The organism is Paenibacillus sp. J31P13, assembly GCF_056269295.1.
On record NZ_JBWDNR010000006.1, the window covers coordinates 119,360 to 131,706 of the forward strand.

The following is a 12,347-nucleotide window of genomic DNA, read 5'->3' on the forward strand; positions in this document are numbered from 1 at the left end:
GTGTGAAATAAATTAGAAGATGATACCATTATAGTCATGTGTATACATTATTTTATGGATTAAAAATAGTAGTCCGAAGTTACTAAAAAGATTTTACATAGCCATGAAATGAATAGAAATACCACAATAAACGCGAGGTTTAAATGATAATAGTTCGAAAGTTATAATATATTTTTCGATTTCTAATCGAAGAGTTTATTTATTAATCACACAAATGATATTTTATTAAAAATTAATATGTAAATATTTAAATAAATAGAAAATAATGTCGAAATAAGTATTGAAAGTGCTAGTATTGAACTATATAATATGCGTTAAGACCTATATGTAAGCGCATTCATTAATGATTATATTAATTGGAGGATGGACATTATGGAAATTGATTCAGTATCGCTCGCTCGTCAGGTGGATTTTGTTTTTCGTCAGCTTGAAGGTGAATTGACGAATGCAACTGCAGGGACTGTTTTGATTCAAATTCGCAACAATGCAGTAGGTAAGTTCGGAATGAAGCATCATCCCATCGAATCGAAGAATGGAAAGTTTGAAGCTCAAAGTCAAGGTATGACTGCAACACAGGTACAAGCTTTCCGCCAAATGGCAATGGATGCGCTCAAATTCAGAAGGGAATGGACGCATGGGGAGATTCTTTATGATTTCTCAGTACGTTCGAGCGCTAACGCCAATTCTTGGTCAGCGAGCGTTCTCTATGAATCTAATTATAATATGTCCAACTGGAATTCACGCTATTATCCAAAGCAAAATACGATATGGGATTCACAATAAAGAATGAAGCCTCATTATTCTGTATAAAAAAAGGGGTGACGCATGATGCGACGCCCCTTTTGCTTATGATAGCTAAAAATGGTTAGTGAGATTAGTCAGCCTAATACGCCGCTTGGAACAAGAAAACCAAGCAGCAGCGGGATGATGAATAGACCATAAACTAAGATGCTTTTTAAAACGGAAGGGGGATGGTCATGCTCACAATCACAGCTTGTCGGTGGGCTGCCGATTCGCTTCTGGATAGCTGCGAATACTTGATAAATGGCAGCAGCGTATAAGCCTAGTGCCGAAATCTTCACATAGAGCACCATGTTGGGTTCAACATAAAGAAGCATTTCACCGCTGCGGTCCAAGTAAACGATATACATAGCAAACCCCGTTAGTATGGCTGCTCTAATGAGATGATGAGTCATAGCAGAACCTCCGTTATCCAAGCTCCAATAAGTGTCAGTATTGCAGTAAGAGCGATTAATACGAGTACGATCTTAACTCGGAAGGTACTGAACAGCATTAACGTATTTTTTAAATCGATCATGGGACCGAATACAAGAAAAGCGAGCAATGGTCCAAAATCAAAAATGCCGTTAAATGAGGATGCGATAAAAGCATCTGAAGTGGAGCAAATGGATAGTATAAAAGCGAATGCCATCATGAATAAATAAGAGTAGAAGGGCTGCTCGGCAAATGAAACGAGTATGTTATGATCGACAACAGCCTGAATGATTGCTGTTAGAAACGCTCCGAAGATCAAATATTTTCCCATTTCAAAAAATTCATCAGAAGCATGCGACAAGATGGAAGCCATTCTGCCGCGTACCCCTTTTCCATTCATGTGCTCATCATGATTATGATTATGACCGATCATTTTGAAACCAGAGGACTCCTTGAGTGGACTCTTGCGCATAAATCGATATAGGATCAAGCCGACAAGAACAGAGACTGCGAAAGCTAGTCCCATTCGTGAGTATGCCATTTCAGGTGTTGTACGAAAGGCTGCTAAGGTTGAGGTGAATACAATGGGATTAACGATTGGACCCGCCAGCAGGTAGACAATTCCTATATAAGCGGGCATTCCTTTTCGAATAAGACGGCGAACGACGGGAATCATTCCACATTCGCACAGCGGGAATAATAAGCCTAGGAAAGCACCGAACAAAACACCGGCAATAGGATTTTTCGGCGTATATTTTCGAATGAATTCATCTGTAACGAACACTTGCAGCAACGCAGAAAATAATACGCCAAGCAAAATGAAAGGAAAAGCTTCTAATATAATGCTAATAAATAATATTTTGAACGTTTGCAAGTTTGCCGTAGTAAATAATTGCAGCGGTAGTTCTCGTTGGGTCACTATTAGCGTCAGCATGATGAGACATCCTACCCCGAGCATAGGTGTAACGAAACGAAAAAGAAATTTTTGCATGAATAGTATCCTTTCTTTCAGTAAGGATTACGATTATTGAATTTATATAGCTTATGCATGTCATTCGTACATTAGGACAACTCTAGCGTCTTGACATTGAAGTTGCCGGATGTATAATTACTTTATTGCGATGATGGGAACAAGTAAGCTCGAATGATTGCGCACAGAAAGCCGGCGGTTGCTGCGAGCCGGTGCAAGCCTCGATGCTGAATGGGCCCCGGAGCCTATGAACGGAATGCGTCAACATTCGTTGCCGAGGATGTTTGTACGGTCACTCCCCGTTATGGAGTATGAAGGCTTATAGATGAGCAGCATGCGTTTCTTCAAGTTTAGAGAGCGCAGCGCACTATAAGCGAATTAGGGTGGCACCACGATCTCTCGTCCCTTGCGGCGGGGGCTTTTTTGCGTTTTTAGGCTAAAAATGAGAAGAAAAGGGAGTAGAGGAATAATGAAAAAAGTGCTTTCAGGCATTCAGCCAAGCGGTCAGCTTACGTTGGGGAACTATATTGGGGCTATGCAAAATTTCGTGAAATTACAGCATACCGAGGAATGTTTCTTTATGGTTGTCGATTTACATGCGATTACGGTTGCGCAAGAACCTGCTGCGCTTCGTGAACAAACAGAATCAGTAGCGGCAATGTTTATTGCAGCAGGCATCGATCCGGCTAAAGCCAATGTTTTTGTCCAATCCCACGTTCGCGCGCATGCTGAACTTGGATGGTTGTTAACGACTCTTACCAATATGGGCGAGCTGGAGAGAATGACGCAATTTAAAGATAAATCTGAGGGTAAAGATTCAGTGGGAGCTGGCTTGTTCGTTTATCCATCATTGATGGCTGCCGATATACTCGTTTATAATGCTGATCTTGTTCCAGTTGGTGAAGATCAGAAGCAGCATTTGGAGCTAACACGTGATTTAGCACATCGCTTTAATACTCGTTTCGGTAATTATTTTACAATGCCAGAGCCGTACATTCCAAAAGTAGGCGCACGGATCATGTCACTTGATGATGCAAGCAAAAAAATGAGTAAAAGCAATCCTAATGCAGGCAGCTCGATTCTATTGCTTGATCCGCCTTCTGTTATTCGCAAAAAGATTAGTCGCGCAACTACCGATTCAGGGCGTGAAGTGAAATATGATCCTGCAAATAAGCCAGAGATCAGTAATTTGCTCGGTATTTACGCACATTGTGCGAACATGACGATTCCAGAAATCGAAGCACGCTATGAAGGCCAAGGTTATGGTCCTTTCAAGAAGGATCTCGCGGAGCATGTCGTTGCTGTATTGGAACCATTGCAAGCTCGTTATAATGAAATTCGGAGCTCAGGTGAGATCCATCAGATTCTGAAGCAAGGTGCTGAACGTGCAACTGTAATCGCTGATCGCACGCTTGCTGACGTAAGAGAGCGCATGGGCTTTTTGCAGCCTCGCGGCTAGTCTTTCAACAAAAAAACAAGGCTGGCGCCTAGCGTCAGCCTTGTTTTTTTCTCCGCAAGCGAGCTTTCACTATAAAACCGGCACCAATAGTGAAGAGACTCAGTAGGCCAAACAATAGCACATACCAAACGCTGTAGCTGATGGCGACGGACATGGCGCTTAAGAATATGATCGCAAGCACTGAAAAGAATAATGAGAGTGATTTTGGCATCGGGTTAATCTCCTTAACAAATTGTAAATATATTTTTTCAAGGGAGCATACTTTCTCCTATCATGCACATAATAAGCTTGCAAGCTTGCAACACACATTAAAGTGCAGAGGACGAAAGGAGAAATACATTATGGCAAGTAACAGAAGCGGTCAACTTATTGTTCCACAAGCGGGTCAAGCTTTGCAACAAATGAAACTTGAGGCAGCACAAGAACTAGGCGTGCAAATTCCTCAAGATGGCTATTACGGTAATGTTTCAACTCGTGATGCTGGTTCCCTTGGTGGCTACATTACGAAGAAACTAGTACAAATCGCTGAACAACAATTGTCTGGCGGCAACCGCTAATTACTCTTCATACACTACGTTTAATAAAAGCCCAAGGCTTGCCTTGGGCTTTTTTATTGTACAATAAACATTGAAAATAAATAGCGTTACGCTCTATTTTAGCACAAAAAAAAGAAAGCCCCTCTATTTTGAGTCAAGGGACTTTCTGGAGTCGAATTTAATACGTATCCATGCGCAGCCGCTTCATTAAGCGTTCATCACTTAACCAACCGACGTAAGAGCCAATCGTTTCATATTTCTTGTTCATTAGTAAAACGCCGACGAATGGGTACTGCTTGCGATGCCGATAACGAACATCAGACCATCTCACTTCATAGCCCCAGCTATGCTCTCGAACCTCGGCGCAGGCAAAGCTTGTGAAATATAAGAAGGATTGAATAGCAGGCTCGTTTTTGGATTTGGCTACTGCAGGGTGATCGGAGCAATGGACGTGGTCGAGCCATTGTAAGGTGCCTCCGCGTAAATTCCCAATCACGAAGCTTCCTGTTTTCGTTTGCTTAACAACATTCCAAATAGATAACGATATAGTTGGTATCGCAATGTAATGATCGCCATCATGATACTCAGAGTCCCGATGTTGCAGTTTTTTAACGGTACGCCTAGAGGACCATGTTCGCCAAACGAAATAAATGGCTAGCAAGGCATACATGGGTGGAAACAGGAGTGCGGGATTTACTAAACCTGCAGCCCAAAGTAGAATAGCTATTACGTGTACCGTGAAAATAATGGGATCGAATATGTGGATAATATTCCACGATATCCACTTTTCCGTAAAGGGTCTCATAGCTTGTGTTCCATACGTATTGAAAAGGTCAGTAAATACATGAACACAGACTGCGAGCAGCACCCAGCCTCCAACGTGAAGCCAAGGCAAGCTGCCTCTATAAAATAATTGAAGAATACTCGTTATTAATATGGTCCAGATGGCGATGGCAGGCAAGGAATGCGAGATGCCTCGATGATGCCGTATATAAAATGCATTCCCTTTTAGCCTAAGAAGACCATCTAAGTCAGGTGCTTGAGATCCTATAACAGTGCCAAGCAAAACAGCAGTTTGAATGGAATGATTCGATGCTACAACAGGATCGACTGCGGCTAGACCAGCCAATCCAATCCCCATTACCAGATGTGTCCCTGTATCAATGAGTAAGCCCTCCCTAAATTCAAATAACTAGGTGTAGTATCAGCGTTTTAAGGGAATTTTATCAATGTAATCATAAGGAGACGAGAAACATGCATATATGCTTTGCAGAGTATCGAATAATAGATGAGTTCCGTGATCAATTTCTTGCTTATACGGCCGATTTGCTTAAAGGAGAAAACGACGTATATATATATGAAGGAACAGATCAGCCAGGCTTATTTGTCGAGGTATGGCAAGCGTCAAGTTTGGAGGATGCTGAACGGATCAAAAAAGAACGCTGCAATGAGCGTTCTCCTTGGTTCCGATTAACGGAATGGATAGTTGGCGGACCTGGAAAAATGCATATTTGGACATTTAAGCCGGTAAATGTGTAAGCTCTTGCTGATTAACGAATTAACGACTTCCGTTCGCAGTACCGAGAGTGGCTGTGCCAAGCGGCGTGGAAGAGCTTATCGTCTGTCCGTGAAAGGGATATTCATATGCAATTGGCTCATCGAACGTAACATAGTCAAGGTTGAGAGTCAAAAGTAAGTAGCGCATGCCCGTTGTAGGATCAGCTATAATAATGTGATCGCGACCTGCTGCCAAAATGGTGCCTTTGAAAATTTTAGCGTTCCACTCGCGATTGTTCTCATATGTCATGTAGAAGGTACCGACTTTACCACGGTTCAAACGTAAAATGTTCTCTACATATGATTCTTCGACAGATGGGAGTGTAACGATATTTCCTCCAGACGGTGTAACAAAGGCTCCGCTAGGTACACTTGGAGGTATTTGCATTCCTTGCATTCCTTGCATCCCTTGCATCGTTTGCATTGGCTGAACGCCAGTGTTCATTGGAAATGGAGTCGGCTGTCCGCCTCCCATTGGTTGGTAAGGATAGTTGCCATAGCCGCCTCCGTAACCAAAACCTTGAGCAGGAGCTGTGTTTGCGGGGCTTACCGCATTTTTGTAACCATAACCGTTAGACATTATCATGTTCCTCGCTTTCGCACGTTGGAAATAATGAATTAGTATACAGAAGGACAATCACTTGATGTAGGGATAAAGAAGCAATGTTTTTTGTAGCGACCGCTATTCGCTTGATCCCACCAGGTATCCGGACAGTTACCTTCAGGTCTGAAAAACCATAGCGCATTAGAGGCTGGGTGCTGACGTTCCCCGTTGATCACTCGTTTTGCCAATCGGATATCTTTGTCTCTTGCTGACTGATAGAAATATCCTTTTGTCGTTGCTTCGAAACCACCGGGGCTTTGGTAGACCATATCAGGTATAGAGCGTATGTTTCTGAAGTCCAGGCAATTGCCGAGTACGCGATTCACGCCGACATTGCCAACCATAAGCATCCCGAGCTCACCTTCACCTTCAGCTTCCGCTCGCATGAGCCTTGCAAGCATCTTTGTATCTTCGGAATTCGTTTTGATTACTGCCATAGGTTTGACGGTTCACATCCCTTCGCATACTATAGGGCGGTTTGAAACGCGTTTTGTCATAGGCACCCAACTACATAATCATTGTATTAGGCGCCAGCCAAAATGGTTACTAAATGATTTGTCACAATTTGCGTGGCAAAATCATGAACAAAATGGTCGAACGTTGTCTTTGCCACTTTTTTTCGGTATGATTAGTAACGATTCATCAATAAAAGATAGGCGTTAAGGCGTCTTGTCGTATAACTCGGGAGGCTTTCTACGTGCTGAAAGACTTAATTGCATTGACAAAACCAGGGCTGCTTCGGTTGAATATTTTCGCCGCGCTAGGCGGTTTCTTGGTTGCTTCCAAATGGGATATTGATTTTTTGTTACTCCTTTGGACGCTTATTGGTTCAACATTGACGATTGCTTCGGCAACTGTCATTAACAATTATTGGGATCGTGAATTGGATTTGAAAATGGAGCGAACGAAAAATCGCGCGCTGCCGACGGGACGAATGAAGCCGGGAACGGTGCTGGCTTATGGCATTATTTTAGGAGTTGTAGGACTAGCCGTATTATTCATTCTCATCCATCCATTGGCTGGATGGCTGGGACTTTTAGGATGGTTTGTATACATTGTTATCTATACGATGTGGCTAAAACGCTCATCAACTTGGAGTACATCGATTGGCGGGATTTCAGGAGCTATGCCTCCGGTAATTGGCTATTGCGCAGTTACACAAGAAGTAGATGCAGGCGCATGGATTTTATTCGCTTTGCTGTTCTTATGGCAGCCGGCACATTTCTGGTCGCTTGCAATTAGACGTGTAGAGGAGTATCGCGCAGCTGGTTTTCCATTATTGCCTGTCGTGAAAGGAATCAAGCGTACTAAGCTTCAAATGATTCCTTACATCGCTTTGCTGTTGCCGACTTCCATTCTGTTTTATACGTATGGTTATGTAGGCATTTACTTCTTGATTATATCGCTTGTCATTGCAGTGGTTTGGCTCGTTCATACACTGAGAGGCACCAGTGCGAAAGATACAGACAAATGGGCAAAAACTAACTTTTTGATTTCCGTCAACTATTTAATGGTTATATTCATTGTTATGATTTTAGATACAAGAATGTAATAATGCTATGTAATGATGCTGAGGAGTGAAGATGTGGTTTTTGTAAAAAAGCATATTTTTAAAATTGCAGTTCTCGCGCTTTGCGCAGTAATGGGCATTTATTTATTTATTACGTACGGCATGAAGCCAAAAGAGACGCTTCCTGTATTGGCGCCTGCTCCAGCCTTTGAGATGGCGGATATTGACGGCAATCCGGTATCCCTGGAATCAACGAATGGCAAAGCTCGGATCGTCTATTTCTACTTTGCTAATTGCCCGGATGTGTGTCCTCCGACGACATTCTTGCTATCACAGGTTCAGGACGAGCTAGCTAAGGAAGGAACGCTGGGCACGAAGGCAGAGCTTATTTCGATAACCTTTGATCCCGTTCGCGATACACCGGAGGTTATACGTGATTTTGCTAAGCGTCTCGATGTTGATTTCAATGGCTGGCGCTTCTTGCGCGGGGATGAAGCAACAACGCTTAAGCTGGCAGGTGACTTTGGCGCCACTGCCATGAAGAATGAAGATGGCACATATGCACATATGAATGTCATTACGATTGTTGATCAAGACGGTCAAATTCGCAAATGGATCAGCGGCAGTGATGAGGATCTAACAGCTAAGCAAATTGTAGATGAATTAAACAAGCTTTTATAGAATGAAAAGAGCGTATAAGCAGACAGCTTATGCGCTCTTTTTTTGGGAGTGCCCGGCTGAGCTGCTTCAATTGACAGCATGTCCGATCTTTCTTCAAAATTCATCCTTCGTCCATGGAGCGGGTGCGCTTTGCTCACCATATTCAATATGCTCTTGAAGTCCGGCTTTTTCCAACTGTGCGATTAAATAGTCAAGCGGTGTGTGCTCAACGCCGGAATAACCTCTGCGGGTGTAGATATGCTCAGCATCCGGGAAGAGATCTCGCAGCAAAAAACGAATTCGTTTTCCTGAAGAATCATTATCGGTAAAGATATATACCTGACTATTTCCAACTTCTTTACGCAGTTTATCAAGCTGCTCTGAGCCAGGTGTGCCGAAGGTGCAGAGAAGGGCGATATCTCCTTTGAGCACGCGCTTTAATCTGCTTCTATCATTTTTTCCTTCTACGATAATAGCAACGTCCAATGCGGTCACCTCGCGTCAGTAAAATGGTAATCAATTTATTTGGTTAGATTTAGTTTACCACTAATCATCATTTTTACCGATAAAAAAACGACCTGCGGATGCAGGCCGTTCATAAGCAATATGTCCTACCACATACAAGTGCAAGCGATGATAACAAGCAATATAAATAATACAAGTATGGTTCCCAGATTTGAGAAACCGTTGTAACCGCAACCCCTTTGAACGGACTCTACATTTGCAGACATCTATGGTCACCCCTTTTCCTTATCGCAATAGCTAGGATGGTGCTCCGCTTCTTATTGGCATTGGCGGAGGGACATCTGTCACACGGTATTGTATGTGTCTTAGTGCCGTTAGCTCTGTGCGAGTACCCAGTTCTAAGTAAAATTTGTGCGAGTGGGAATGGAACGTGAAAGATGCAGCGGGAGTACCGATACAGCAATCATAAGCGCTATGAAAGCAATATAATAGGGCGATATGTGATTGCGCAATTGTCCAGCAGCCATAGGACCTATAAATGCGCCAACTGAGAATGCGATGGATAGGATAGAAAAGGTTCGTCCGTAGCGCGCACCGCCGCTAAGCTCTATTAGCAAGGTCGACAATGCCGGTAAAATAATGCCTTTGGCCATACCCACAAGGAGCAGCATAATGGCGAAAGGAGCATGCAGATCAGCTGCTATTCCAAAATAAACGATTGCCAGCGCAAGGGATCCCCATAACGTTCGCTGAAAAGCGGATACACGATTTAAGAAGAGCATGCTTAATGTAACGAGAGCCCCGATACTGACAACGGAAAATAATAAGCCTGTCGTAAGCATAGCCTCTTGTGTCTTAGCAAGCAAAGGAAGCTCAAAGGACAAAATCCCCTGTGCGCAACTGATAGAAACGGGGAGTAAATAGACAAGCCATGGAACGGAAACAGGTTGCTCCAGCGGCAGCTTCTCTTTTTTGACTGTGGAAGGGGAAGCGGCTTGATCATTAGCATCTGTCAGCGGCTTAATATCCTTAATGAAAAACAAAGCACAAACTGCCGTCACAATTAGGACCCAGCCAAGCATGGTGAATGCTGTAGCAAAACCGATTTTAGCAACTAAATATGCGCCTGCTGCGGGAGATACGACTGATGCGAGTGTATGAACAAGACCATTCCCTGCCATAAGCTTGCCCTGTTCTGTTCGATCGTTTGAAATTCTAGCAAGCAGTGCTAAACAAGCCGGTGATAGAAAGGCTAGAACGAAACCGCTGATCGAGCGAAGGAAAAGCAGCTCCCAAGGGTTTGTTACATGTGATTGAAACAATAGCACAGCGCCTGCTGCCATAAGGCTGAAGACGATAAACAAACGGCTGCCATACCGATCGACGCCATAGCCGGCAATAAGATTGCCAGGCAAATGTGTAATGGAGTACATGCCCATCATCAATCCAATAAAGGAAGGGGCTGCGCCTAAAGAAATAGCGAAAGGTGTAAGAATCGGGTATTGCGCATGCAAATCAAAAAAGGCGACAAACAGAAATAAATAAAGCCATATTGCGGTTTTCAAAGGGCTGTCCTCCTTGCCAATTACATTCTTATATACTTGTACGTTCCAGTAGGACAGGATATGTCTGGATAAAAAGGAAGACGACGTTTACGCCTTATATTTCGTAGGTTATAATATTTTGTAATGAGTTTTCGTACGAGGTATAATGGAGGGGATCGGATTGGATTTTTTAGATTTTTCTACGTATGACTTTGACACTTGGATTACATTCTTCAAAGAGCATTGGTTGGTACTTGTCGTTGCACTTATCGTATTGTTTCTTATTGTTCGCATTGTGAAGACGGTTGTAAAATGGGCGATTGTTGCTGTTATCGTAATCGGTCTTGTCGTTTACAGCGGCTACAGCATGGATGACCTGAAGGAGATTGGCTCCAAGGTCGCAGGCACAGTGAAGCAGGAAGCAGTGAGCGCAATGGTGGGAGAGGCGAAGGACGCAACTTTTGTTACCAATGCGGATGGCACGTTCTCTGTAAAAACAAACAATGTTGAACTAACGGGAAAACCCGGTGACAAAGAGGTTGCTGTTTCATTCCGTGGAGCTTCACTCGGCAAATGGGAGATCGACAGTACGATCCAATCATTCATCGATCAAGCAAAGCAGAACGGGTGATGTTATGAACGAATGGGTTCAATGGTTTAAAGAACCGGAGCCTGTTGCGATTATTGTTCTAGTAATATTGCTAGGCTCGCTTGTACAAGGGATGAGGAGAGGCGCATCAGGTTCAGCGAGGCGTCTTTTCTTTTTTGTGTGGGAGGCTGCTGTTGTTATCGTTTGTTTGGCACTTGCAGGTCTATTAAGCAAAGTGCTATCTCCAATGACAGCAAGGTGGCTGACCGAACATGTAAAGCTGCCGCTTCATGAGCTTAGCGGATTAGAACAAGGATGGTATACATGGCTTACCAGTATGCGCGACTTTACATTGCTGCGTTACGGTGTGTTATTTCTCCTCAGTTATTTATTGCTTCGGGCTGTAGCTGCTTTTATAGAGCCTGTCTTAGAGCGCACTGTGGACCGTATGCTGCATAGGCGCTCAGAAGAACATGTCTCTCGTATGAGAGGGGAGAGAACGGCAAGCCGATTAGTGGGCGCATTGATTGGCGCAGCGCATGGAGCTGGGCGTTCCTTCGTATTTGTAGCACTTTTGTTTGTTTATGTATCGCTATTGCCAGGCGGCTGGTATGCCGCAAAGATCTCAGATTCACCGCTGTACGCGCAAGCTGCTTCTTGGCTGCCGTCCAGTGCAGAAAAAATGCTCGCAGGACAAGGTCCAGTTTTGACTGAAGCCGTAGAGTCTCAATTTCAACAGCTTATAAAGCGCAAATTCGAAATAGCAGATTATGCAGTACCTGCTGAAATTGAACAAGCAGCGCTTTATGTCACGAAGGACGCGCATACAGATGAAGAAAAAGCGCGAAAGCTATATGATTGGCTCGGTTCACGCATTGCGTATGACTGGGACAAAGCCAATAATTATGAAGAACAAGGTATTTGGAAGGAACAAACACCAGCCGAGACATTTGATACGCGCAGAGGCGTATGTATAGATATAGCTCGTTTGTATGCGGTTATGGCACGTACCGCAGGCCTTGAGGTAGAAGTAGCAACCGGAATGGGTGCTGATGGACGCGGAGGCTTTGGTCCGCATGCTTGGAATATGGTCAAACTTAATAATGAGTGGATTCCGCTAGATGCAACCTGGGCAAGCTCAGGAGATTGGTTTAATCCTCCTCAATTTGATCGTACTCATATTAGAGAAGCGTAAATGATTGATCTGCCCTATACATTAAAGGATATCGAGGTGAAGA

At 43.6% G+C, this 12,347-nt stretch carries 16 protein-coding genes and 1 other annotated feature; of the genes, 8 read left to right on the plus strand and 8 right to left on the minus strand.

The window, feature by feature from the left end:
• Window positions 1-372: 372 nt before the first annotated feature.
• Entirely contained in the window at window positions 373-783 is a 411-nt protein-coding gene (locus tag AC0YOD_RS20270) for an O-methyltransferase (RefSeq protein WP_475801144.1), read from the plus strand.
• Window positions 784-878: 95 nt separating this feature from the next.
• Here AC0YOD_RS20270 and AC0YOD_RS20275 read toward each other — a convergent pair whose 3' ends face one another.
• Together AC0YOD_RS20275 and AC0YOD_RS20280 are read right to left on the minus strand one after the other, a co-directional pair.
• Window positions 879-1,196 carry a DUF1980 domain-containing protein gene (locus AC0YOD_RS20275; RefSeq protein WP_475801145.1) on the minus strand — a complete coding sequence of 106 codons (318 nt, stop codon included), beginning with the start codon at window positions 1,194-1,196 and terminating at the stop codon, window positions 879-881.
• A complete protein-coding gene (locus AC0YOD_RS20280) occupies window positions 1,193-2,149 on the minus strand; it encodes a permease (RefSeq protein WP_475801146.1) in 957 nt (318 codons plus the stop codon). Before AC0YOD_RS20280 ends, AC0YOD_RS20275 begins: the two co-directional genes overlap by 4 nt.
• 178 nt (window positions 2,150-2,327) lie before the next feature.
• Window positions 2,328-2,595: a binding site (T-box leader), on the plus strand.
• Window positions 2,596-2,654: 59 nt separating this feature from the next.
• Here AC0YOD_RS20280 and trpS point away from each other — a divergent pair.
• Window positions 2,655-3,644 (plus strand): tryptophan--tRNA ligase, encoded by a 990-nt coding sequence (trpS, locus tag AC0YOD_RS20285; RefSeq protein WP_475801147.1) that lies wholly within the window; start codon window positions 2,655-2,657, stop codon window positions 3,642-3,644.
• Between the two features lie 34 nt (window positions 3,645-3,678).
• Here the strand turns inward: trpS and AC0YOD_RS20290 are convergent, their stop codons facing one another.
• On the minus strand, window positions 3,679-3,855 hold the full coding sequence (locus tag AC0YOD_RS20290) for a DUF5325 family protein (protein WP_475801148.1): 177 nt from the start codon (window positions 3,853-3,855) through the stop codon (window positions 3,679-3,681).
• Window positions 3,856-3,985: 130 nt separating this feature from the next.
• On the opposite strand from AC0YOD_RS20290, the gene AC0YOD_RS20295 reads away from it, so the two are divergent.
• Window positions 3,986-4,201, plus strand: coding sequence for a small, acid-soluble spore protein, alpha/beta type (locus tag AC0YOD_RS20295; RefSeq protein ID WP_475801149.1), 216 nt, complete (start codon window positions 3,986-3,988; stop codon window positions 4,199-4,201).
• A gap of 157 nt (window positions 4,202-4,358) precedes the next feature.
• On the opposite strand, the gene AC0YOD_RS20300 is transcribed toward AC0YOD_RS20295, so the two are convergent.
• Complete coding sequence (locus tag AC0YOD_RS20300; protein ID WP_475801294.1) at window positions 4,359-5,345, minus strand: metal-dependent hydrolase; 987 nt, start codon at window positions 5,343-5,345, stop codon at window positions 4,359-4,361.
• Between the two features lie 89 nt (window positions 5,346-5,434).
• Between AC0YOD_RS20300 and AC0YOD_RS20305 the strand changes: the two genes are divergently transcribed.
• Entirely contained in the window at window positions 5,435-5,719 is a 285-nt protein-coding gene (locus AC0YOD_RS20305; protein ID WP_475801150.1) for a hypothetical protein, read from the plus strand.
• Between the two features lie 19 nt (window positions 5,720-5,738).
• Here AC0YOD_RS20305 and gerQ read toward each other — a convergent pair whose 3' ends face one another.
• Both gerQ and AC0YOD_RS20315 read right to left on the minus strand, forming a co-directional pair.
• Window positions 5,739-6,317 carry a spore coat protein GerQ gene (gerQ, locus tag AC0YOD_RS20310; RefSeq protein ID WP_475801151.1) on the minus strand — a complete coding sequence of 193 codons (579 nt, stop codon included), beginning with the start codon at window positions 6,315-6,317 and terminating at the stop codon, window positions 5,739-5,741.
• Between the two features lie 38 nt (window positions 6,318-6,355).
• Window positions 6,356-6,778: a cell wall hydrolase gene (locus AC0YOD_RS20315; RefSeq protein WP_475801152.1), complete on the minus strand. Its 423-nt coding sequence runs from the start codon at window positions 6,776-6,778 to the stop codon at window positions 6,356-6,358.
• 239 nt (window positions 6,779-7,017) lie between these two features.
• On the opposite strand from AC0YOD_RS20315, the gene cyoE reads away from it, so the two are divergent.
• Window positions 7,018-7,893, plus strand: coding sequence for a heme o synthase (cyoE, locus tag AC0YOD_RS20320; RefSeq protein ID WP_475801295.1), 876 nt, complete (start codon window positions 7,018-7,020; stop codon window positions 7,891-7,893).
• Window positions 7,894-7,926: 33 nt separating this feature from the next.
• Window positions 7,927-8,532: an SCO family protein gene (locus AC0YOD_RS20325; RefSeq protein WP_475801153.1), complete on the plus strand. Its 606-nt coding sequence runs from the start codon at window positions 7,927-7,929 to the stop codon at window positions 8,530-8,532.
• 93 nt (window positions 8,533-8,625) lie between these two features.
• On the opposite strand, the gene AC0YOD_RS20330 is transcribed toward AC0YOD_RS20325, so the two are convergent.
• Together AC0YOD_RS20330 and AC0YOD_RS20335 are read right to left on the minus strand one after the other, a co-directional pair.
• A complete protein-coding gene (locus AC0YOD_RS20330; protein WP_475801154.1) occupies window positions 8,626-8,997 on the minus strand; it encodes a toprim domain-containing protein in 372 nt (123 codons plus the stop codon).
• 377 nt (window positions 8,998-9,374) lie between these two features.
• The gene (locus tag AC0YOD_RS20335) at window positions 9,375-10,541 is read right to left on the minus strand and encodes an MFS transporter (RefSeq protein WP_475801155.1); all 1,167 of its coding nucleotides are present in this window, start codon (window positions 10,539-10,541) and stop codon (window positions 9,375-9,377) included.
• A gap of 160 nt (window positions 10,542-10,701) precedes the next feature.
• Between AC0YOD_RS20335 and AC0YOD_RS20340 the strand changes: the two genes are divergently transcribed.
• Window positions 10,702-11,151, plus strand: a complete 450-nt coding sequence (locus AC0YOD_RS20340) for a hypothetical protein (RefSeq protein WP_475801156.1) — start codon at window positions 10,702-10,704, stop codon at window positions 11,149-11,151.
• Window positions 11,152-11,155: 4 nt separating this feature from the next.
• Window positions 11,156-12,304, plus strand: coding sequence for a transglutaminase domain-containing protein (locus tag AC0YOD_RS20345; protein WP_475801157.1), 1,149 nt, complete (start codon window positions 11,156-11,158; stop codon window positions 12,302-12,304).
• Window positions 12,305-12,347: the final 43 nt, after the last annotated feature.

What these genes read in the sequence shown, in the direction of transcription:
- AC0YOD_RS20270 (WP_475801144.1), top strand. Translation starts at nt 373, where the DNA reads ATGGAAATTGATTCAGTATCGCTCGCTCGTCAGGTGGATTTTGTTTTT.
- AC0YOD_RS20275 (WP_475801145.1), bottom strand. Translation starts at nt 1,196, where the DNA reads ATGACTCATCATCTCATTAGAGCAGCCATACTAACGGGGTTTGCTATG.
- AC0YOD_RS20280 (WP_475801146.1), bottom strand. Translation starts at nt 2,149, where the DNA reads ATGCTGACGCTAATAGTGACCCAACGAGAACTACCGCTGCAATTATTT.
- trpS (WP_475801147.1), top strand. Translation starts at nt 2,655, where the DNA reads ATGAAAAAAGTGCTTTCAGGCATTCAGCCAAGCGGTCAGCTTACGTTG.
- AC0YOD_RS20290 (WP_475801148.1), bottom strand. Translation starts at nt 3,855, where the DNA reads ATGCCAAAATCACTCTCATTATTCTTTTCAGTGCTTGCGATCATATTC.
- AC0YOD_RS20295 (WP_475801149.1), top strand. Translation starts at nt 3,986, where the DNA reads ATGGCAAGTAACAGAAGCGGTCAACTTATTGTTCCACAAGCGGGTCAA.
- AC0YOD_RS20305 (WP_475801150.1), top strand. Translation starts at nt 5,435, where the DNA reads ATGCATATATGCTTTGCAGAGTATCGAATAATAGATGAGTTCCGTGAT.
- gerQ (WP_475801151.1), bottom strand. Translation starts at nt 6,317, where the DNA reads ATGTCTAACGGTTATGGTTACAAAAATGCGGTAAGCCCCGCAAACACA.
- AC0YOD_RS20315 (WP_475801152.1), bottom strand. Translation starts at nt 6,778, where the DNA reads ATGGCAGTAATCAAAACGAATTCCGAAGATACAAAGATGCTTGCAAGG.
- AC0YOD_RS20345 (WP_475801157.1), top strand. Translation starts at nt 11,156, where the DNA reads ATGAACGAATGGGTTCAATGGTTTAAAGAACCGGAGCCTGTTGCGATT.